Source organism: Xenorhabdus stockiae (assembly GCF_002632825.1).
Lineage (GTDB): Bacteria > Pseudomonadota > Gammaproteobacteria > Enterobacterales > Enterobacteriaceae > Xenorhabdus > Xenorhabdus stockiae.
This window is the reverse complement of the sequence record NZ_NJAJ01000023.1, coordinates 35241-58302: the sequence shown is the minus strand read 5'-3', so window position 1 is coordinate 58302 and position 23062 is coordinate 35241. Positions and strand designations below refer to the sequence as shown.

Here is a 23062-nt window from a genome sequence, read left to right as displayed (position 1 = left end):
GTGGAAAATGTCTAACGAATTAAATTCAAAGCAAAAATTAATTGAGGCAATGGGGGAGCTTCTTTTAGAAAAGGGGCTGGCTAATACAAGCCCTAAAGATATCTTAACCCGCTCAGGTGTTGGTCAAGGTAGTTTATACCATCATTTTCAAGGTAAAGAAGACCTTGCTTTTTATGCCATTAAATACAACACAAATCAGCTTATTTATGCTACTGAGACTATTTTAAACACAGAAAAAAGTGCTTATGAGAAGTTAGTTGATTTTCTTCATAAAAAAAGAAATATCACTCGTGGTTGTTTGATTGGTCAAATGGCTCGAGATCGACGTATTATGGAAGATGCGAAGCTGGCAGAAGAGGTGAAAAGAGGTTTTAAATGGATGAAACAATGCATTGAGGAACTTGTCAGGCTATGTATTTCTGATGGTTCTATATCAAATACATTAGCACCATTAGAAGCTACAACACTTATTATTTCTACTTTGCAGGGTTCTTATATCACGGCTAAGGGATTACAAGATGAAACTTACTTTCAAATCAGTATTAATGCTTTGCTTAAGGCATTGAGATAAAATGTATTTTAAATTTTATTCTGTGCGTATTAGTTCAGATCTAATCTGAACTAATACATCTATTACCCGCCACTTGAGGCGGGGTCTTTTGTTATTTTTAGGTGCAAATGATTTCAGCATATTTATAGTAGTTTATAAAGTTAACAATTCATCAAATCACATTGTCAGATTAACCTCCCAGTATGAGTTCCTGCATATTACCTATACGCTCAATAAATTGATCATCATGAGAAATTAATACCATAGCACCAGTGTAATCATGTAGTGCTTTCTGGAGTAACTCACGGGATTCAATATCCAGATGATTATCCGGTTCATCTAATAACAGAAGTGCCGGTGCTGAAGGCCCACAAAATAAACAGGCAAGGGCGACTTTCAGTTGTTCTCCTCCACTTAGATAACCGACAGGTTTTAGAGCCTCTTCACCTCGCATACGCAGTTGCGCCAGCCGAGTACGATAACGATCTTCCGTCCAGCCTGGTGACTGTAATTGAAAGTTATACAAAGCTGACTGGGTTTTATCGAGGAATGAGAAATGCTGATCCATTAAGCGATGTGAGGAGGTGATGCGACAAGTGCCCTGTTTTGGTGCCAGTGAGCCAGTCATGACTTTCAGTAAAGTCGATTTTCCACTGCCATTTTTTCCTGTGATAGCGAGGCGGTCACCGTTATTGATAGTCAAGCTGATAGGGGAGTCTGACCCAAAGGGTAAAATGACATCCTGTAAATAAAGTAATGGAGGCGTTGCTGACTGAGGCGTTGCAACAGCAATTGACAGCGGGTCGATAATGTCGAGTTTTGCTCTGGCATCAGTTGCTAAGGAAGAACTGCGCTGTAGCCTTTCTTCATTCTGTTTTGCCAGCCGTGACAACGTGGATTCAGAGCGGTCCAATGCGCGATCCAGCAGAATTTTAGCTTGATTAGCATTTTCCCTACGTTGTTTCCCCTGACTCTGCCTTTTATCAGATTTTTCTCGATCTCTTTGTTTATCCCGTATGGCTTGCTTGAGGTTTTTTCTGGTCTGATCCACCTCGCGCTGTATACCTAATCTTAGCTGTTCTTTACTGTCCAGCCATGTTTCCCAACCACCAATGCTACGTGATAATCCTAACCCGCCAAGCTCATAAACAACGGAAACATGCTGTAAGAGTTTCGTATCATGTGTAACCAGTAAAATGCCACCGTTGAAAGTTGCCAACCATTGGGCTAACCAGAGACGCCCCTGTCTATCAAGGTGATTACTTGGTTCATCCAGAATCATAAAGCCGGCCCCCTGTTTTTTGAGAGACAGTAGCCGAAGTCGTGTTTGTTCTCCTCCGCTGAGTAAATTAAAGGGCTGGTTTAATATCTCTGGAGCCAGTTCACCTTCTGCCAGTAAAGATTCGATCTGAAATTGCCAATCCCAGTTTCCTTCCATAACATCAAAGTCTGCGGCTTCACCAATACCAGCAAGAATACGTTCATTGGCATTGATAATATCAGTGAGTCCGAATATGTTGGCTGAACTACCTGTAAAAGCAGATAGGCCTTGTGACAGATAACCCACATCACAAAAATGTCTGACACTTCCTTCCGATGGTGAAGTTTGTTTTGCCAGTATTGATGCTAACCAGGATTTACCAATACCATTACGGCCTATCAGTGCGTGTTGCCCTGTATGCAGAGTAATATCAATATCGGAAAATAGTGGTTTGAGTTCACCCGAAAATTGATGGGCTATTTTTTTTGCTTCGATTAATGGTTGACCTTCATATTGCATGAATGATTCTCCCTCAATCTTTATTGTATGATTTAATTATTTTTATTCTTGGATAAAACCTTATTTGACGTTTTTTCCATTCATTTTCTAGCTGCCTTCTTTTTGTCGTATTGTTTGGTTAATGTAAGTTTGTTGTTCTTCAAATTGCTTTTTATTATCTGCGTTGTTCATCCGGTTAGCGTAGTTACAAGCATAGATTATCTAAGCGCCTAAGGAGTGTTTTCTTGCCGCAGTGATACACTTTGAAATCGATTGAATATACTTCTTATGAATAGAAATGCATCAAGTATATATAATATTCTTTTATGCATGAAGATACAGATAAAAAGAAATGTGAATTGATGCAGGTCTCGTGAGATTATATCTTCCCATAAGGCTGTTTATTATGGCTTGTAAGAACGACCATCATGGAAAACGTTATGGAAAAAAAACATCTGCATATTGCGGCAGGCATTATTAAAAACAGCAATAATGAAATTTTTATTACCCAACGTCGTGCCGACTCACATATGGGCGGATTTTGGGAGTTTCCGGGAGGTAAGCTTGAACAGGGAGAAACACCAGAACAAGCTTTAATAAGAGAGCTAAAAGAAGAGGTTGGTATCACGGTAACTCATTGTGAACTGACGGAAACTATCACTCATGAATTTACGGACAGGAATATCACTCTTTACTTTTTTATGGTTGATCAATGGGAAGATGAGCCATTTGGAAAAGAAGGGCAGCCTTCCCGCTGGCTCCTGCAAACTGAATTAGTTGCTGATGAATTCCCGCCAGCAAACCGTAGTATCGTTGGTTTATTGACTAAATCTGCGGGCTAACTCGAGCAAAGATAGCGTCGAACTTATTCGACGCTATCTACACTTCGTCTTACAAGTTGCCTCTTTGCTGGCTACGCTCGCTCACCCTAGTCACCGTTTTTATAAAAAGACGGTTATCTATACCTCTGGGGATTACTGAGAGGCTCCTGCCTTTCACCGGAGGCCAGCCTTTGGCTGGGCAAATTCGTTCCCGACGAATTTGTTACTCCCTTGCCGCCGCGAAGCATTTTGAAATCCATCAAGTGATTTTACTGTTCAGGCAGTTCACTCCATTCATCGTTTTCTATACTGTCGCCCTGACTTGGTATTTTCTTTTCTTCATTAGCCCATTCACCTAAGTCGATTAATTGACAACGCTTACTGCAAAACGGTCGGTGTGGGCTAATTTCTCCCCAGATTACGGCCTGACCACATGTAGGACATGCGACAGTCAATATTTCAGACATGCTGTTTTCTCCTGCTTAGTTTGAGGGTATGTTAACAGCAGGCCAATTCAAATGACAAATGTGCAGGTACCGTACCATTTTCACTGTCCATTGGCAGAAACCGGATAGCAAAGCGCGTTTTGTGGCCAGAAACTTGCGGATAAATTAATTGGTTTTCCGAAATATCTAGTTTTAACCTTAGCAGATCGGCATCACCAGCATTCCCCTGAAAAAAACCGTTATGGCTTACCTGAGAAGAGAACATTGTTGACTGTCGTATCAGCTCCAGAATGCTTTCTAATGCCTGCTTTAGTGGTAGGAGGCTGTTTAGCCAAGAGCTGACGGTTTCATCCCGGGTAGACTGTGGCAGATGAAGCCACAGATACAATGTCGGCAGATCAAAACTACAACATCCGCCCGGAATACTGAGCCGTTGGCGAACCATGCTGATGATTCGGTCTTCTTTAATCTGTTGGCTAAGGCGGGGAGCATGGTGTAATGCAAGGCTCCGTTCTTTCAGTTGCTCTACCAGACTGTGAACCATAGTCGTATCTACATTGGGAGCATTGAGCCATTGCCTTAATTTTATTTGTTGGCGTTCCAGTTCCTTTAATAACTCAGAACGTACTTCACCACGTTCCAGTATCTCAATTAACTCGGCGATTGTGCGAAAAAATGCCAAGCTGTTTGCTTGTGAATCCAGATGAGACTGTGTTTCGAGTTGTTGCAGTGAAGATTCAATCCTCAACCATGAACGCATCTTTTCATTTAGCGGGTGTTCAAAAATAATAGTAGAGGTTGCATCATTCATTGCGTTCTTCCTGTCTGACTGATTCTGCTTGTTTCAAATATTGTTGATGTAATTCGGCTATACGTACAGTGAGATCTTGCTCTTTTTGATCGTTTAATATGACATCATCTGCTTTTCCCAGACGTTCATTGCGGTCAGCCTGTGCAGCCAGAATATTTTCAACCTGTTCCCGACTAACGCCATCACGCGTGATTGTCCGGCTGATTTGTACTTCAGGGGAGACATCAACTACTAAGATTCGGTCAGCTAAATGCATTAAATTATTTTCTATTAGCAGAGGTACAACCCAAATAGCATAAGGGGCGTTGATTTGGTTCAGTTGTCGTTGTGTTTCTGTGTGTATTAGTGGATGAAGAAGTGAGTTGAGCCACTGTTTTTCTTCTGGCGCAGCAAAAATTTTCTGGCGTAGCACGGCGCGGTTTAAACTACCATCCGATAATAGGATATCCGAACCAAAGTGTTCAGCGATTGTCTGTAATGCGGGAGAACCAGAGGCAACAACTTCTCTGGCAATAATATCTGCATCAACAAGCGGGACACCAAGGGATGAAAATACATTAGAGATAGTTGTTTTACCACTACCAATTCCACCTGTGAGTGCAACAATATAAGTCATTCTATCCTTCAAATATTCTGATAGCCTATATAAATAAATTGTAACTCAAGGGAGGCATATGGGCTATAAACAAACATATATAAATCTTGTTATTACAATCATGTTCCACTTACATAGTTATCGCTCCCTTGGATGGTTCGTATCAGTGCCGCCGCTACATAACGTTAGAAATTCAGTGTATATAATACGTTACGTCAAAATAGTACCCAATTGAAAAATTGGCAAATACATAGCGAGTAGTAACAGGCCTACAATTATTGCAATGAACAGCATTAATACAGGTTCAAGTAAGTTAGCTAAATTATCAGCACAGTTTATAAATTGCTCTTGATACCATATTGCTAGATTACCTAAAAATAACTCAAGTTCACCTGATTCTTCACCAATTATGACAAATTGTTTACATAATGGGGGGAAACAATACTCTTTTTTCAAGGCATGACTCATTGGTACACCTTGCTGTATTTTTCGATGGAGGTTTTTGATTCCAGCTATAAATAAAGGATGATGGGTTGCATTCATTGCACATTCCAAACCAATGGTCAACGTTAATCCTGCTTTTTGAGTCATAAATAGAATATGAAATATCTGGCTGGTATGCCGATATGTTATGAGTTTTTTGAAAAGTGGTAGTCGGGTGAAAAGTATTTTTTCTTTTTCGTGTAATGTAGGAAATCTAGAGCGTAATCCTAAATAACTAGTTGTCATTGTTAATGTTGTTATAAAAATAAAAAAACCATGATTAATAAAAAAGTCAGAGGCAGATAAGAGTAGCTGCGTTAATAAAGGTAGTGAGGCCCCAAATGCAGAATAAACCTGTTTGAATTCAGGTAGAACGAAAATCAGCATTAATAAGATAACGATTATAGCAACAAGAGAAATTATTAATGGATAACGATACGCTTTTTGGAACTTTTTATGCAATATATTTTGCTGCTCTAGTCGATTAATAAGTAACTGACAGCAAGATTCAAGTTGGCCGGTTTGTTCTCCTACTGCAATAAACTGGCAGAATAAAGGAGAAAACAGTCGTGGATAATTCTGTAAAGCGGTAGAGAATGATTCTCCCTGACTAATCTTATGAATAATATCAGCTAATATGCATCTCCAGATAACACTTTTACATTCTGGTAAGAGAATATTAAGAGCTTGTAACAGGGGAATACCTGATGTCAGCAATGTATTTAGTTGTTGGGTGAAATGTAGCCGATAAGCCATTTCTTTTTCACTGTAATAAATAATCTGTCGGCGTTTAATGGTGTAGGGTTGTAGATCAAGCTGACTCAGATGGTTGAAAATCACTTGTCTGTTCTGACCTATATTTTCTCCTGTTATAATATTTCCTTTTTTATTCACAGCGTTCCAGTGATAAATAAATTCTATTTTCATTTTTTGCCTTCTATATGGATATTTATTGATTATGCTTCCTGGCCTAGAGTCTGATAAATCTCTTCCAGCGTTGTTATACCTTGCCCGACCAATGTTAGTCCGGCAGATAAAAGCGTGGATTTTTGTTGCTGGGTTGGTAAACAGGGTATCTTGTCAGAAGATTGTTCTGATAAAATCTGTTGAAGTTCAGGTTTTATTTCGAGAAATTCATAGATGGCTGTCCTGCCATAATAGCCAGAAAAGCAGTGCTCACAACCAACAGCTACCCATGTTTTTACTGCTATATTTTGTTTTGTATCGTTATTTTCAGTATGTATGAATTCAGACTTTTCTGCGGGTTGACGACAATGGGGGCAAAGTTTGCGGACTAATCTCTGAGCAATAATTAATTTAACACATGAAGCGGTGGTATAACCTGAAATCCCCAGATGTTGCAGGCGTGATAAGGTATCTATCGTCGAGTTGGTATGTAGGGTGGATAAAACCAAGTGGCCCGTTTGAGCAGACTTCATCGATATTTCAGCAGTTTCATTATCACGAATCTCACCAACCATGATGATATCGGGATCCTGTCTGAGTAATGCCCGCAAAACTTTGGCAAAATCTAGCCCGATTTTATTATTTACTTGTGTTTGATTAATTCCCTGTAAGGGGATTTCTATAGGATCCTCAACGCTACAGATGTTTTTCTGAGTTTGATTTAAATATTTCAGGCAACTGTATAATGTGACGGTTTTCCCGCTTCCTGTCGGGCCGGTTACTACAATCATTCCTTGCGGTACATGAAGTTTCTGAATTAAAAGTTGTAGCTGAGATTCAGACAGGCCAAGTTGTTCTAGTGATAGTTGTTGTATTGTACTGAGAATACGTAGAACAATTTTTTCTCCATACAGGGTGGGTAATGTTGAGATACGTATTGCATAACGGTTCTTATTATCATTCCAGTCAAATTGCCCATCTTGTGGCTGACGTTTTTCCGCAATATTGAGTTTCGCCATAATTTTTAAGCGGGCAGGGATGCCAGTATTCATTTGAGGAGGAGGTGGTGGCATAAAATGTAATGAACCATCAACCCGAATACGTATTTGATAGTTATTTTGTAATGGCTCAAAGTGAATATCTGATGCTCTTTTTTGTATAGAAATAGATATTGTTTGATTAATTAACTGAATAACAGGAGTGTCAATATCTTCATGACTGCTTTCAATCAGTTTTTTTTCATTATAATTGTTATTTGGAGTGGTTAAATTTTCTATCCGATAGGTTTCTGTTTCACCATTTTCTGAGCAATAGTTTTCTGTGTAAGAAGGTAGTATGTGCTTTTTTGTCAACATGGATTCTATTTTGGCTTTTGGCCAAATATTAAAATCAATTATTGCACCAGAAATAAAACGTAATGCAGTAATAAACTCTTCATTGGGTGATTGGCTACAGGCAATAGTGATGGAATAACTATTTCTTTTTATAATGATTGCCTGATGTTTCTGGCATAATTCGTCAATTTCTTTTTCCATTAAACTGCTTTCCATATTTCTCATTTAATATATTCCTTTAGTTTTAAAAGAGAATAGCTGTTTTTGTAAATATAAGGCTGTTTACACTTTCAGTGGAGGACTATATTTACACTATAATTTAAATGCTAATTTGTTTGTTTTTACTTGTTTTTTTAAAATTTAAATGTTTCCTGACATTTTGTTTTTAACGATTCACTTTCAGAATTGCACATAACTTGCCAATGAGTCATGCCAGTTTTAGTATCTTGATCTGGTTTTAAGGTGATATTCAGGCCGCTGAGGTTTTTCTGGCCAATAATATTTACTTCTCCTTCTTTTACTGTAATTGTATTGATGTAACGGCTATTAAACCCTGATGGAATTGATTTATGCCCAGAGCTGCATTCTTTGTAATTTCCGGTTTCAAAATGACAAATATCAATGCCAGATTTATAAGGAACAATAGCTTGTAGCATATCAGTCAGTGCTGCCTTTTGAATATATCCCTGATAGCTAGGAATACCAATCGCACCGAGGATAGACACTATTGCCATTACCACCATAACTTCCATTAATGTAAATCCTTGTTGATTCATATTATCGCTTCCTCATTTTGTGTTTTTTATTCGATCTCTACATGGCTTCGTTATTTTTTAAAATAAAAGCATGATATTTATTATTTGCTGATGCCAGTTAGCATGAATGTTTTCTTAAAAAAGAAAATAAGATAAATGAAATTTATGGAAGCGATTCAAAGAAAAGAATTATTAATTACATTTTATACCGGGAAGTTTTCGAGCTTGCTCGCAAATGAAAACATGAACAACAATACTCCTCGATTGAAAAATCTAACCTGTTACACTTTGGCTGCATCTTGAAATTCATAGGGTATATACTCAATAGGTTTTGAAAGATGGAGGAATCGAGGGTATGAGGTTACATGAAGGGTGGATTGCTAATGCCAGAAAGGTGATTTCACCGCATTATGATCTGCGTCCAGCAGGGGAAATCCCATCATTATTGGTTATACATAACATTAGTTTACCGCCCGGTAAGTTTGGCGGGCCGTATATTGATCAGCTATTTATGGGGACGTTGGATCCGAATGAAGACCCTTTCTTTCAGGAAATAAAAGGATTAAGGGTTTCTGCGCATTGTTTGATTCGTCGTGATGGTGAAGTTGTGCAATATGTTCCTTTCGACAAAAGAGCCTGGCATGCAGGGGTTTCCTGTTATTGTGATCGGGAAACGTGCAATGATTTTTCAATAGGTATTGAGTTAGAAGGTACCGATTACGAGCCATTTACTGAAATTCAGTACACTAAGCTGGCGGAAGTGACTGAGTTACTTATCAGTCATTATCCTGATATCCGTAATAATATTACAGGTCACAGTGATATCGCTCCGGGCAGGAAAACTGACCCAGGGCCTTATTTTTACTGGGAACAGTATCGGCAGCTATTAAAGGAGCGAGTTGGATGACTCTCTTTATTCTATTGTTAATACTGGCATGGGAACGCATTTTCAAGATGGGAGAGCATTGGCAGTTAGAACATTATCTGTCTCCTTTTTTTGCCAGAGTAAAAGTATATTCATTGTGGGTCAGTTTAGTGATGGCATTTGTAGTTGCTTTTTTGACCTGGAAAATTATTGATGTACTGAGTGTTATTGCTTTTGGTATCCCTGCGATCCTGTTATGCATCATGATTAGCTTGTTATGTATTGGTGCCGGCTCTTTGCGCCATAGTTATCGTGAATATCTCCGTTCTGTACGCACTGGTGATTTAGAGCAACAGAATATTCATCTTACAAATTTACTTATAGGGCAACAGAATCCGCCTGAGATGACAAAAGATGATCGCTTGCGTGAAATACAGAACGCATTGATCTGGATAAATTTCCGCTATTATCTTGCCCCGATTTTCTGGTTAGTTGTTATGGGTGAGTTTGGTCCGTCCATTTTAATGGGATACTGTTTCCTGAGAGCTTATCAGAGATGGTTGGCGCAATGCAGAACTTCTGTGCAGCGAGCGCAATCCGGGGTTGATGCGCTATTAAATTGTTTGGATTGGATACCAGCACGTTTGGCGGGTATTGCTTATGCTTTGCTAGGGCATGGGGAAAAAGCGTTACCAGCCTGGATTGCATCACTTAGTGATTTGCGGACATCACAATATAAGGTGGTCAGTCAATTGGCTCAATTTGCATTGAGCAAGGAACCTCATTTAGATCTTTTGAATAGCCCCCTTGCTGCGGTAAAAATTGCGAAAAAAGCAACATTTACCATTGTGATTATTGTCGCACTGTTGACGATTTATGGGGCGTTAGCATAAAAAACTCCCGCCTGTGTCTATATGTGACATCTGGCGGGAATTACTTTAAAAGGATTTTTATACCATTCATTTTTTCAGGTTGTAGCTTCCGGCTAGTGATATTGCTAATGGGCATCATTGACCCCAGTTAGACAACTTGAAATATGTTGGTATATATCAAATTAGCCTGAGTATACCCTTAATCTTTAGAGTAGCTTCTGTGTTGGCTGGTTTTTCAGTTACATATATATAGTTCTCTATGTTACTGATAACCCACTCTATTTGCATTTGCCGACGTGACTCAACTCGAAATCTATTGGGTATATATTCATCCTGAAACGTTAGAATATTCCCTGAGTTGGCACTTAAATTAACCACTTAAGAAATGTCCATAACATTTTTGTTATTCCTGGGGGGAGGGGTATTGTATTTAACGTGTTTTATATGTGTTTTGGACTACTTATTGCTGCCACTGCATTGGTTTGCCACTGCTATCTTGTCTGCAACTGTAATAAAACGATTCAGTATGAAATCTGCACGGCATATTGACTATACAGTAAAATACTTAATTTATTTTTATGATTAACTATTTTGAATTAAGCTCTGTTAATAATTTAATAATGATGCTGTCATGATAAGTAACAAGCACTATGGCCCTTAATTTGCTCACTATATTGTGTAAGTTAAATAGTAATGTATAAATTTAAATAACAAATAAACAAAAGAATCAATATATTAAATAAATTATAACAATAGATAATGAATTTAATCTGTATCTTTACCACTCCTACCTGTTTTACTGTCTGAAAATCCCTTTTGGTTATAATTTTCTGATAAAAATTAAAATAATTTGTTAAAATTTGCAGATTTTTATGATTTAGCCCAAGGTCTTTATAGACAGCTAGTGAATACTTTGTTACTTTATGGCCTGTATTCTAAATTGGTATTACCAATTGACTAAATCCCGGCTAAACGAGGTTAATTGAATGAGGTCGATCAACTGAAGGTTAGTCTGAATACTCTGTTAAACAGGGTAGAGGGGTATAGTTCACCATAAATTGTTCAAAGTAACACTTACTTACTGAATGGCTTACAGCAGATATGGCTTATAGCAAAATTCGCCAACCAAAATTATCAGATGTGATTGAGCAGCGTCTGGAAAACCTCATTCTCGAAGGCTCGTTGCGCCCCGGGGAAAAGTTGCCGCCTGAGCGTGAGCTGGCAAAGCAGTTCGAGGTATCACGTCCTTCATTGCGCGAAGCCATTCAAAAACTAGAAGCCAAAGGGTTTCTTTTCCGTCGTCAGGGTGGAGGAACTTTTGTACAGAATAATCTCTGGCAAAGTTTCAGTGACCCGCTAGCCCAACTTATTGCAGAGAATCAGGAATCACAGTTTGATCTCCTCGAAGCGCGTCATGCGCTGGAAGGTATCGCAGCTTATTATGCGGCGCTCAGAGGAACAGATGAAGATTTTAAACGCATTAAGGAAAGCCATCTCGCGATTCAGGAAGCACAGCAAAGCGGGGATATTGGTGCGGAATCTGATGCAGTTCTGCAATATCAACTTATTGTCACAGAAGCAGCACATAATGTGGTTTTGCTGCATTTACTGCGTTGTATGATCCCGATGCTGGAACAAAATATCCGGCGCAATTTCGAGTTCATTTATACCCGTAAAGAAATGCTGGCGGCAGTGAGTGACCATAGGGCAGCGATTTTTCACGCAATAATGGCGAAAGAACCGGAAAAAGCCCGTGAAGCTTCACATCGTCATTTGTCTTTCATTGAAGAAGTTTTATTGGATCTGACTCGTGAGCATACCCGTCGTGAACGCTCACTGAGACGGCTCCAACAACATCAGGAATAAGAGCCTATCCTCCGGGGCGTCATGGATTAAAACAACTCCCAAATGGGGTAGGTCCTAAATTGACTGTGCAGATCCTGGCTGCTGCGTCTGTACAGTCGTTATGCTCTTTTTGAAGAGTTTTAGCGGCAACATATAGCAGGGCCTATCTTCCGGTCATGACTGACTGAATGTCAAAGGGTATGACCAGAAGATAGGCTCCAAAACAACCATTAGAAATAGATAACAGATAAGGAACACACCATGTCAGATATTTTGAAAAATGACGTGGATCCGATCGAAACTCGCGACTGGTTACAGGCGATCGAATCGGTCATCCGTGAAGAAGGTGTTGAACGCGCTCAATTCCTGATTGATCAGGTTTTGAACGAAGCACGTAAAGGTGGTGTTAGTGTAGCAGCTGGTACTGCAAGCCGTGATTACATCAACACTATTCCGGTTGAGGATGAGCCGGCTTACCCTGGTAATCTGGATTTAGAACGCCGCATTCGTTCTGCAATTCGCTGGAATGCCATCATGACTGTTCTGCGTGCATCCAAGAAAGATTTGGAGCTGGGCGGTCACATGGCTTCATTCCAGTCTTCCGCTACTGTTTATGAAGTTTGTTTTAACCATTTCTTCCGCGCTCGTAATGATAATGATGGCGGCGACTTGGTTTACTTCCAGGGCCATATTTCTCCGGGCGTTTATGCTCGTGCATTCCTTGAAGGTCGTCTGACTGAAGAGCAGATGAACAACTTCCGTCAGGAAATCGGCGGTAACGGTCTGTCTTCTTATCCGCATCCTAAACTGATGCCTGACTTCTGGCAGTTCCCGACTGTTTCAATGGGTCTGGGCCCAATCTCTGCCATTTATCAGGCTAAGTTCCTGAAATATCTGGAAAACCGTGGTCTGAAAGATACGTCTAAACAAACCGTTTATGCTTTCCTGGGCGACGGTGAGATGGATGAGCCAGAATCCAAAGGTGCGATCACTATCGCAACCCGTGAAAAACTGGACAATCTGGTATTTATCATCAACTGTAACTTACAGCGTCTGGATGGCCCAGTAACCGGTAACGGTAAAATTGTTAATGAACTAGAAGGCATCTTCGCAGGCGCTGGCTGGCAGGTACTGAAAGTCCTGTGGGGCGAGCGTTGGGATGCACTGCTGCGTAAAGATACCAGCGGTAAACTGGTTCAGCTGATGAACGAAACTCTGGACGGCGACTATCAGACATTCAAGTCTAAAGATGGTGCTTATGTCCGTAAACACTTCTTCGGTCGTTACCCAGAAACTGCGGAATTGGTCAAAGATATGACTGATGACGAGATTTGGGCTCTGAACCGTGGTGGTCATGATCCTAAGAAAGTTTACGCTGCACTGAATAAAGCGCAGGAAACTAAAGGCCAACCAACTGTAATCCTGGCTCAGACCGTTAAAGGTTACGGCATGGGTGATACCGCTGAAGGTAAAAACATTGCTCACCAGGTTAAGAAAATGAACATGGAAGGCGTTCGCCAGTTCCGTGATCGTTTCAATGTGCCTGCATCTGATGAGCAAGTTGAAAACCTGCAATACGTGACTTTCGACAAAGACTCAGAAGAAGCTAAATATCTGCATGAGCGTCGTAATGCACTGGGTGGTTACCTGCCAAGCCGTCGTGTTAACTTCGACGACAAACTGGAGATCCCAGCACTGGAAGAGTTCAACTCTCTGCTGGAAGAACAATCCAAAGAAATTTCTACCACTATCGCTTTCGTTCGTGCCCTGAACGTAATGCTGAAGAACAAGTCTATCAAAGATCGTCTGGTTCCAATCATTGCTGACGAAGCACGTACTTTCGGTATGGAAGGTCTGTTCCGTCAGATCGGTATCTATAGCCCGAATGGTCAGCAGTATACTCCGCAGGACCGTGAGCAGGTTGCATACTATAAAGAAGACGCTAAAGGTCAGATCCTGCAGGAAGGTATCAACGAACTGGGTGCAGCATCATCTTGGCTGGCGGCTGCAACTTCTTACAGCACCAATAACCTGCCGATGATCCCGTTCTACATCTACTACTCCATGTTCGGATTCCAGCGTATCGGTGATCTGTGCTGGGCTGCTGGCGATCAGCAGGCTCGTGGCTTCCTGGTTGGTGGTACTTCCGGTCGTACGACTCTGAATGGTGAAGGTCTGCAACACGAAGATGGTCACAGCCATATTCAGTCTCTGACTATTCCTAACTGTATCTCTTATGATCCAGCGTTTGCTTATGAAGTAGCTGTTATCATGCATGATGGTCTGGAGCGTATGTATGGTGAGAAGCAAGAGAATATCTACTACTACATCACCACTCTGAACGAAAACTACCATATGCCAGCAATGCCGGAAGGTGCTGAAGAAGGTATCCGTAAAGGTATCTATAAACTGGAAAGCATGGAAGGCGCGAAAGGTAAAGTTCAGTTGCTGGGCTCTGGTTCTATCCTGCGTCACGTTCGTGAAGCAGCTAAGATCCTGTCTGACGAGTACGGTGTTGCTTCTGACGTTTATAGCGTAACTTCCTTCACTGAACTGGCTCGTGATGGTCAGGATTGTGAGCGTTGGAACATGCTGCACCCATCAGAAGAACCACGCGTTCCTTATATCGCTCAGATCATGAACGAAGCACCAGCAGTTGCTTCTACCGATTACATGAAGCTGTTTGCTGAGCAGGTTCGTAACTTTGTACCAGCAAGCGAATTCCGCGTACTGGGTACTGACGGCTTCGGTCGTTCTGACAGCCGTGAAAACCTGCGCCACCACTTTGAAGTTGATGCTTCTTACGTGGTTGTTGCTGCTCTGGGTGAATTGGCTAAACGTGGCGAAGTTGATGTGAAAGTGGTTGAAGAAGCCATCAAGAAATACAGCATCAACCCAGAAAAAGTTAACCCACGTCTGGCATAAGAGGTAAAGATTAATGTCTATCGAAATTAACGTGCCTGATATTGGTGCAGATGAAGTTGAAGTTACCGAGATTCTGGTGAAAGTTGGTGACACAGTAGAAGTAGAACAGTCACTGATCACTGTTGAAGGTGACAAGGCTTCTATGGAAGTTCCTTCTCCACAGGCGGGTGTGGTTAAAGAGATCAAAGTTACAGTTGGTGACAAAGTTGAAACCGGCAAACTGATTATGATCTTTGAATCCGCAACTGGTGCAGCAGAAGCAGCACCTGTACAGCAGGAAGCGGCTCCGGCAGCAGCGCCTGTTGCAGCTGAAAGCAAAGAAGTTGCTGTACCGGATATCGGTGGTGATGAAGTTGAAGTTACCGAAATCATGGTAAAAGTGGGTGATACCATCACTGAAGAGCAATCGCTGCTGACTGTTGAGGGTGACAAGGCTTCCATGGAAGTGCCTGCGCCATTCTCAGGTACTGTGAAAGAGATCAAAATCGCGGTTGGCGATAAAGTAAAAACTGGTTCTCTGATCATGGTATTTGAAGTTGCAGGTTCTGGTGCAGCGCCAGCTCCGGCAGCAGCTTCTGCTCCGGCAGCAGCGCCTGCGGCATCTGCAGCAAAAGAAGTTAATGTACCGGATATCGGTGGTGATGAAGTTGAAGTTACCGAAATCATGGTAAAAGTGGGTGACACCATTGCTGAAGAGCAGTCACTGATCACTGTTGAAGGTGACAAGGCTTCCATGGAAGTACCTGCGCCATTTGCAGGTACTGTGAAAGAGATCAAAATCGCGGTTGGCGATAAAGTAAAAACCGGTTCTCTGATCATGGTATTTGAAGTTGCAGGCTCAGCACCTGTGGCAGCACCTGCAGCGGCTCCGGCTCCTGCGGCTGCACCAGCGAAAGCAGCACCAGCTCCGGCCGCGGCTAAGCCAGCAGAAGGCAAAAATGAGTTTGCAGAAAATGACGCTTACGTTCATGCAACTCCGGTTATCCGCCGTCTGGCTCGTGAATTCGGTGTAAACCTGGCTAAAGTTAAAGGTACTGGTCGTAAAGGTCGTATCCTGCGCGAAGACGTTCAGGCTTACGTGAAAGATGCGATCAAGCGTGCTGAAGCTGCACCTGCGGCTGCGGGTGGTGGCTTGCCTGGTATGCTGCCTTGGCCGAAAGTTGATTTCAGCAAGTTTGGTGAAATCGAAGAAGTTGAAATGAGCCGTATCCAGAAAATCTCCGGTGCAAACCTGAGCCGTAACTGGGTAATGATCCCTCATGTTAACCTGTTCGATGAAGCGGATATAACTGAAGTTGAAGAATTCCGTAAACAGCAAAACAAAGAAGCAGAGAAGAAACAGCTGGGCGTGAAAATCACTCCGCTGGTATTCGTCATGAAAGCGGCTGCAAAAGCACTGGAAGCAATGCCTCGCTTTAACAGCTCTATCTCTGAAGATGGCCAAAAGCTGATCCTGAAAAAATACGTCAACATCGGTATTGCGGTTGATACGCCTAACGGCCTGGTTGTTCCTGTATTCAAAGATGTTAACAAAAAAGGCATCATGGAACTGTCAAGAGAACTGGCTGAAGTATCCAAGAAAGCTCGTGCTGGTAAGCTGACTGCTTCCGACATGCAGGGCGGCTGCTTCACGATCTCCAGCTTGGGTGGTATCGGTACAACCGGCTTTGCACCAATCGTGAACGCGCCAGAAGTGGCTATTATGGGTCTGTCCCGTTCTTCTATGAAGCCGGTCTGGAATGGCAAGGAATTCGTTCCTCGTCTGATCCTGCCAATGTCTCTGTCTTTCGACCACCGTGTGATCGATGGAGCTGATGGTGCTCGTTTCATCACTTATATTAATCAGTTGATGAGCGACATTCGCCGTCTGGTGATGTAATGCAAAGGCCGGTGAATAGCCGGCCTAATAATTACGACAGTGATGGAAATTTTAGACTTGTATCTGACAGGTTGAGATTTCCGTCACGTTAACGCGCTTTTCAGGTTATTTACAATTCTGTAAACTGCTCGCGGTGTGTACGTCCCGGTGGAATATGGTTTTTTTTCGTCTGACCCGCCGGACAAACAATTAAGAGGTCATGATGAGTACTGAAATTAAAGCCCAGGTAGTGGTGCTTGGAGCAGGCCCAGCAGGGTATTCTGCTGCTTTTCGTTGTGCAGACTTAGGTTTGGATACCGTTCTGGTTGAGCGCTACTCTACTCTGGGTGGTGTTTGTCTTAACGTTGGTTGTATCCCATCTAAAGCATTGCTTCACGTTGCTAAAGTCATTGAAGAAGCAAAAGCGCTGGCACAACACGGTATCGTGTTTGGTGAGCCACAAACTGATATCGATAAAATCCGTCTCTGGAAAGAAAAAGTTATTTCCCAGTTGACAGGTGGTCTGGGTGGCATGGCTAAGGGCCGTAAAGTTAACGTTGTTAACGGTGTTGGTAAATTCACAGGTGCTAACACTCTGGTAGTTGAAGGCGAAAATGGCGCAACAACGATTAATTTTGATAATGCCATTATTGCAGCGGGTTCACGCCCAATTCAGCTGCCATTCATTCCGCATGATGACCCTCGCGTATGGGATTCTACTGATGCACTGGAGCTGAAAACAGTTCCGGGACGCATGCTGGTTATGGGCGGCGGTATCATCGGTCTGGAAATGGGCACTGTTTATCACGCTCTGGGTTCTCAGATTGACGTGGTTGAAATGTTCGATCAGGTTATCCCTGCTGCGGACAAAGACGTTGTTAAAGTATTCACTAAACGTGTCAGCAAGAAATTCAACCTGATGCTGGAAACCAAAGTGACTGCTGTAGAAGCCAAAGAAGATGGTATCTACGTGACAATGGAAGGTAAAAAAGCACCGGCAGAACCTCAGCGCTATGACGCGGTTCTGGTTGCTATCGGCCGTGTACCAAACGGTAAACTGATCGATGCTGGTCAGGCAGGTGTTGCTGTTGATGAGCGTGGCTTTATCAATGTTGATAAGCAAATGCGTACTAACGTACCTCATATCTTCGCTATCGGTGATATCGTTGGTCAACCAATGCTGGCACACAAAGGTGTTCATGAAGGCCATGTTGCTGCCGAAGTTATTTCCGGTAAGAAACATTATTTCGATCCAAAAGTGATCCCATCCATTGCTTATACTGAGCCAGAAGTTGCGTGGGTTGGTCTGACTGAGAAAGAAGCGAAAGAGAAAGGCATCAGTTACGAAACTGCAACTTTCCCATGGGCTGCTTCCGGTCGTGCAATTGCATCTGATTGTTCAGATGGTATGACTAAACTGATTTTCGATAAAGAAAGCAACCGTATTATCGGTGGTGCTATTGTTGGTACTAACGGCGGCGAACTGCTGGGTGAAATCGGTCTGGCTATCGAGATGGGTTGTGATGCAGAAGATATCGCTCTGACTGTTCACGCTCACCCGACTCTGTACGAATCAATCGGTATGGCTGCTGAAATGTACGAAGGCAGCATCACTGACTTGCCAAACCCTAAGGCAAAGAAAAAGAAATAATGCATTAGATTTTGCGTTATTTCTGCAGTGAATATAGGCGGCTTCTATTGTAGAAGCCGTTTGTTATTTATTTTTTCGCTAATTGGCTCTTGCATGGAGAGTCTTGCCGTTTTCTCACTTAATTATTTTCATAAATAAAGATAAGAGGTTTTCAGGACAAAACATCAACAAATAGTATTTAAATCCTAAATACACACTTCATGCACCTCTATCCAGAACTTTACTGCACTCCAATGTTGATTTTATGTGAATGAATTAACATGCCATTCAAATTTTGGTATTCTAATTGCCCGAAGCTCGGCATAATTTTGATGTTATGTGAGCAAATCCTCTGACCTGGCATCCCTAATGGTCATTTCATGGTGATCGTTACCGGGTGCAGACAGCCGGGCATATAAAAGACAATGAGAGCGAGGAGTTAGTCGTGCTAGAAGAATACCGCAGGCACGTAGCCGAACGTGCAGAGCAAGGCATCGTCCCTAAGCCATTAGACGCAGCTCAAGCAGCCGCGCTGGTCGAATTACTGAAGAACCCACCTCAAGGTGAAGAAGATTTCCTGCTAGATCTGTTGACTAACCGAGTCCCCCCCGGTGTTGATGAAGCTGCTTATGTAAAAGCTGGCTTTCTTGCTGCAATCTCGAAGAGTGAAACCACTTCACCACTTATTACACCGGAAAAAGCGATTGAATTATTGGGAACCATGCAGGGTGGGTACAATATCCATGCTCTGATTGACGCTCTCGATAATGAAAAACTGGCACCTATTGCCGCTAAGGCTCTGTCTCACACTTTACTGATGTTCGACAGTTTCTATGATGTGGAAGAAAAAGCGAAAGCAGGTAATCCACATGCCAAACAAATTATCCAGTCATGGGCTGATGCAGAATGGTTCCTGCAACGCCCGGCACTGGCTGAAAAAATTACTGTTACGGTCTTCAAAGTCACTGGTGAAACTAATACAGATGACCTTTCCCCTGCACCAGATGCGTGGTCACGCCCCGACATTCCATTACATGCGTTAGCTATGCTGAAAAATGCCCGTGAAGGTATCGTGCCTGATCAGGCTGGCGTTGTTGGTCCAATCAAGCAAATTGAAGCACTCAATGAAAAAGGCCATCCTCTGGCTTATGTAGGGGATGTTGTGGGAACCGGTTCTTCCCGTAAATCTGCTACAAACTCCGTTTTGTGGTTTATGGGGGAAGATATCCCGTTTGTGCCTAATAAACGTGGTGGCGGTGTTGTATTGGGTGGGAAAATTGCTCCAATATTCTTCAACACAATGGAAGATGCTGGTGCATTGCCGGTTGAAGTTGATGTATCCCGACTGAATATGGGGGATGTGATTGACATCTATCCATATAAAGGTGAGATCCGCCTTCATGATACCAATGAAGTATTGTCAACTTTTGAACTGAAAACAGATGTACTGATTGATGAAGTACGTGCCGGAGGCCGAATTCCATTAATTATCGGTCGTGGCCTGACAACCAAAGCCCGTGAATCTTTAGGGTTGCCATACAGTGATGTTTTCCGTCAGGCGAAAGCGATTGAGAAAAGTAACCGGGGTTTCACACTGGCACAGAAAATGGTTGGCCGTGCCTGTGGTACTAGCGGGATCCGTCCGGGAGAATATTGTGAACCGAAGATGACCTCTGTTGGTTCACAGGATACAACCGGGCCAATGACCCGTGATGAGTTGAAAGATTTGGCCTGTCTGGGCTTCTCAGCGGATCTGGTCATGCAGTCGTTCTGCCATACTGCGGCTTATCCAAAACCTGTGGATGTGACGACCCATCATACATTACCTGACTTCATCATGAACCGTGGTGGCGTATCTCTGCGCCCGGGTGATGGCATTATTCACTCATGGCTGAACCGTATGTTACTGCCGGATACCGTAGGTACAGGCGGTGACTCTCACACCCGTTTCCCTATTGGTATTTCTTTCCCAGCGGGTTCTGGTTTGGTCGCATTTGCGGCGGCAACGGGAGTTATGCCGTTGGACATGCCGGAATCTGTATTAGTGCGTTTTAAAGGGAAAATGCAACCGGGTATCACTTTGCGTGATCTGGTTCATGCCATTCCTTACTATGCGATTCAGCAAGGTTTATTAACCGTAGAGAAAAAAGGTAAGAAAAATATTTTCTCCGGTCGTATTCTGGAAATTGAAGGTTTGCCAGAACTCAAAGTTGAGCAGGCATTTGAACTGGCAGATGCATCTGCCGAACGTTCTGCGGCGGGCTGTACGATAAAACTGGATAAGTCACCGATTATTGAATACCTGCAATCCAACATTGTTCTGTTGAAATGGATGATTGCAGAAGGTTACGGCGATCGCCGGACGCTGGAACGCCGTATTATTGGTATGGAAAACTGGTTGAAAGATCCTCAGTTACTGGAGGCGGATGCAGATGCAGAATATGCCGCAGTAATTGAAATTGATCTGGCTGAGATCAAAGAACCTATTTTGTGTGCACCTAATGATCCGGATGATGCCCGCCTGTTATCTGATGTTGCTAACAGCAAAATTGATGAAGTGTTTATCGGCTCCTGTATGACAAACATTGGTCACTTCCGTGCTGCCGGTAAGTTACTCGATCAGCATAAAGGCCAGTTACCTACTCGTCTTTGGGTTGCTCCTCCAACTAAAATGGATGCTGCTCAGTTGACCGAAGAAGGTTATTACAGTGTCTTTGGTAAGAGTGGGGCACGCATCGAAATTCCGGGCTGTTCATTGTGTATGGGTAATCAGGCTCGGGTTGCTGATGGTGCTACGGTGGTTTCTACTTCCACACGTAACTTCCCGAACCGTTTAGGTGCAGGAGCTAATGTTTATCTTGCATCTGCGGAACTGGCGGCTGTTGCTTCATTATTAGGTCGTCTGCCAACGCCTGAAGAGTATCTGCAATTCATGGAGAGAGTTGATGAAACCGCGGCGGATACTTACCGCTACCTCAATTTTGATCAGTTGAACGAGTATACTGAAAAAGCGGATGATGTTATCTTCCAAACTGCCGTGTAAAAAAAGTATATTGCTGAATGAATAAGGGAGGCGCATGCCTCCCTTTTTTGTGCCTGATTTTTGCGGCAGATTTTGTGTCAGTTTGTGGGCTGGCTCTGAGGTGGGAGCATCGGAAATGTTTAAAATCCGGATGTGATTGAGATAAGTAAAATGTGGAGGTATGTGATGGAATATGAATTTATGCAGGATATCACTGGTCAGGTTACAGCGCGCTTTTCAATGGATCATGAAGCTATTGGTCATTGGCTTAATGAGGAGGTGAAAGACGATTTGAGCATATTAGATAAGATAACCTCAGCGCTGATAGAAATAAAAGGCAGTGTACGCCAGTGGCAGTTGAACGGTCATGAATACACACTGTTAATGAATGAAGAAGAAATCATGATAAGAGCCAATCAACTCCAGTTTGATACTGAAGAGATGGAAGAGGGAATGAGTTACTACGATAACGAAAGTCTGGCATTTTGCGGTACAGATGATTTTATCGATATGCTGGCAAATTATAGAGACTTTGTTTTGCAAAAAAATAAAGGGTAAGTGGTTATGTTCAATCCATGGCCGCTTTCTGCCATAATTTCTATTCCATCGCTTTCGTGTTCATGTAGATAGGTTCCAACAAAAAAAGGTAGGCTTTTATGGAAGAGATCAATCTGTCCGGTGAGATAGATAAAGCAACACATTGGCTGGTCAATAATCAAGAAATACTGATCCAGTATGCAATGAATATCGTATTTGCCATTTTAATTCTGATAGTCGGTTTGTCCATTGCCAAGCTGGCATGTAAGGCAGTGAAACGCGTTATGTCGTTACGTGGTGTTGATACGACTATTTCTGACTTTTTATCAGCCATAATTCGTTATGCCATTATCGCGTTTACTATCATTGCCGTTCTCGGAAGGTTAGGGATCCAGACTGCATCTGTCATTGCGGTTATTGGTGCTGCCGGTTTAGCTGTTGGTCTGGCATTACAGGGTTCATTATCAAATTTTGCCGCAGGTGTGTTGCTGGTTGTTTTCCGCCCGCTTCGTGTTGGTGAGTATGTCATCATTGGGTCAGTGGAAGGGACTGTTGTACAGGTGCAGATTTTCTCCACAACATTGCGTACGGCGGATGATCGCATCATTGTTATCCCTAATGGAAAGATTATTACAAATAATATAATCAATACCAGCCGTGAACCAAACCGCCGTACTCAGATTATGGTCGGTGTGGCATATGACGCAGATATTGATGAAGTTAAGAAAGTATTGGGTGATGTTATTCAAGCGGATAACCGTATTCAGCATGACAAAGGTGTAACTATTCGTTTGCATGAAATGGCACCTTCATCACTTAATTTTATTGTACGTGTATGGACAACCAATGGTGATGCCTGGAGTGTCTATTGGGATCTGATGGAAAACTTCAAGCGAGCTTTAGATAAACATAAGATTGGTATTCCTTTCCCACAAATGGATGTTTATCTTCATCAGCAGCAGATTGCTTTGCAGAAGAACACGGACAATTAACTAAAACTTTTTATGTAAGAAATAATTGATGGGAGAAATACTTGGTGTGAGAAACA

The 23062-nt window shown here is 42.4% G+C and carries 18 protein-coding genes; 11 read left to right on the top strand and 7 right to left on the bottom strand.

Annotated elements, in window-relative coordinates; genetic code table 11:
• Positions 1-7 precede the first annotated feature (7 nt).
• Entirely contained in the window at positions 8-571 is a 564-nt protein-coding gene (locus Xsto_RS12885) for a TetR/AcrR family transcriptional regulator (protein ID WP_099125305.1), read from the top strand.
• Positions 572-740: 169 nt separating this feature from the next.
• Here Xsto_RS12885 and Xsto_RS12880 read toward each other — a convergent pair whose 3' ends face one another.
• Complete coding sequence (locus Xsto_RS12880) at positions 741-2330, bottom strand: ATP-binding cassette domain-containing protein (protein ID WP_099125304.1); 1590 nt, start codon at positions 2328-2330, stop codon at positions 741-743.
• 419 nt (positions 2331-2749) lie between these two features.
• Here Xsto_RS12880 and mutT point away from each other — a divergent pair, with 419 nt between their 5' ends.
• The gene (mutT, locus tag Xsto_RS12875; RefSeq protein ID WP_099111411.1) at positions 2750-3151 is read left to right on the top strand and encodes an 8-oxo-dGTP diphosphatase MutT; all 402 of its coding nucleotides are present in this window, start codon (positions 2750-2752) and stop codon (positions 3149-3151) included.
• A gap of 248 nt (positions 3152-3399) precedes the next feature.
• On the opposite strand, the gene yacG is transcribed toward mutT, so the two are convergent.
• The 6 genes from yacG to ppdD all read right to left on the bottom strand — a co-directional run bounded on the left by yacG (position 3400) and on the right by ppdD (position 8481).
• Positions 3400-3597, bottom strand: coding sequence for a DNA gyrase inhibitor YacG (gene yacG, locus Xsto_RS12870; protein ID WP_099125303.1), 198 nt, complete (start codon positions 3595-3597; stop codon positions 3400-3402).
• Between the two features lie 31 nt (positions 3598-3628).
• Entirely contained in the window at positions 3629-4387 is a 759-nt protein-coding gene (zapD, locus tag Xsto_RS12865) for a cell division protein ZapD (protein ID WP_099111409.1), read from the bottom strand.
• Positions 4380-5003 carry a dephospho-CoA kinase gene (gene coaE / locus Xsto_RS12860; RefSeq protein ID WP_099125302.1) on the bottom strand — a complete coding sequence of 208 codons (624 nt, stop codon included), beginning with the start codon at positions 5001-5003 and terminating at the stop codon, positions 4380-4382. Before coaE ends, zapD begins: the two co-directional genes overlap by 8 nt.
• Positions 5004-5192: 189 nt before the next feature.
• Positions 5193-6392: a protein transport protein HofC gene (hofC, locus tag Xsto_RS12855; protein WP_099125301.1), complete on the bottom strand. Its 1200-nt coding sequence runs from the start codon at positions 6390-6392 to the stop codon at positions 5193-5195.
• Between the two features lie 29 nt (positions 6393-6421).
• Positions 6422-7930, bottom strand: a complete 1509-nt coding sequence (gene gspE / locus Xsto_RS12850) for a type II secretion system protein GspE (RefSeq protein WP_099125300.1) — start codon at positions 7928-7930, stop codon at positions 6422-6424.
• A gap of 128 nt (positions 7931-8058) precedes the next feature.
• Positions 8059-8481, bottom strand: coding sequence for a prepilin peptidase-dependent pilin (ppdD, locus tag Xsto_RS12845; RefSeq protein ID WP_099125299.1), 423 nt, complete (start codon positions 8479-8481; stop codon positions 8059-8061).
• Positions 8482-8815: 334 nt separating this feature from the next.
• On the opposite strand from ppdD, the gene ampD reads away from it, so the two are divergent.
• The 9 genes from ampD (at position 8816) to mscS (ending at position 23006) form a co-directional block, all read left to right on the top strand.
• Positions 8816-9367, top strand: coding sequence for a 1,6-anhydro-N-acetylmuramyl-L-alanine amidase AmpD (gene ampD, locus Xsto_RS12840; RefSeq protein WP_099125298.1), 552 nt, complete (start codon positions 8816-8818; stop codon positions 9365-9367).
• Entirely contained in the window at positions 9364-10218 is an 855-nt protein-coding gene (ampE, locus tag Xsto_RS12835; protein ID WP_099111403.1) for a beta-lactamase regulator AmpE, read from the top strand. The genes ampD and ampE overlap by 4 nt, the downstream gene beginning before the upstream one ends.
• A 1080-nt stretch (positions 10219-11298) precedes the next feature.
• Positions 11299-12063 carry a pyruvate dehydrogenase complex transcriptional repressor PdhR gene (gene pdhR, locus Xsto_RS12825; protein WP_099111401.1) on the top strand — a complete coding sequence of 255 codons (765 nt, stop codon included), beginning with the start codon at positions 11299-11301 and terminating at the stop codon, positions 12061-12063.
• 240 nt (positions 12064-12303) lie between these two features.
• A complete protein-coding gene (aceE, locus tag Xsto_RS12820; protein ID WP_099125297.1) occupies positions 12304-14967 on the top strand; it encodes a pyruvate dehydrogenase (acetyl-transferring), homodimeric type in 2664 nt (887 codons plus the stop codon).
• A gap of 13 nt (positions 14968-14980) precedes the next feature.
• Positions 14981-16846, top strand: coding sequence for a pyruvate dehydrogenase complex dihydrolipoyllysine-residue acetyltransferase (gene aceF / locus Xsto_RS12815; protein WP_099111399.1), 1866 nt, complete (start codon positions 14981-14983; stop codon positions 16844-16846).
• Positions 16847-17048: 202 nt separating this feature from the next.
• Positions 17049-18476 carry a dihydrolipoyl dehydrogenase gene (lpdA, locus tag Xsto_RS12810; protein WP_086955916.1) on the top strand — a complete coding sequence of 476 codons (1428 nt, stop codon included), beginning with the start codon at positions 17049-17051 and terminating at the stop codon, positions 18474-18476.
• 424 nt (positions 18477-18900) lie between these two features.
• On the top strand, positions 18901-21498 hold the full coding sequence (gene acnB / locus Xsto_RS12805; RefSeq protein WP_099125296.1) for a bifunctional aconitate hydratase 2/2-methylisocitrate dehydratase: 2598 nt from the start codon (positions 18901-18903) through the stop codon (positions 21496-21498).
• Between the two features lie 165 nt (positions 21499-21663).
• A complete protein-coding gene (locus tag Xsto_RS12800) occupies positions 21664-22035 on the top strand; it encodes a YacL family protein (protein WP_099111397.1) in 372 nt (123 codons plus the stop codon).
• A 98-nt stretch (positions 22036-22133) separates the two neighbouring features.
• Complete coding sequence (gene mscS / locus Xsto_RS12795) at positions 22134-23006, top strand: small-conductance mechanosensitive channel MscS (protein WP_099111396.1); 873 nt, start codon at positions 22134-22136, stop codon at positions 23004-23006.
• The last annotated feature ends 56 nt before the right edge of the window (positions 23007-23062 follow it).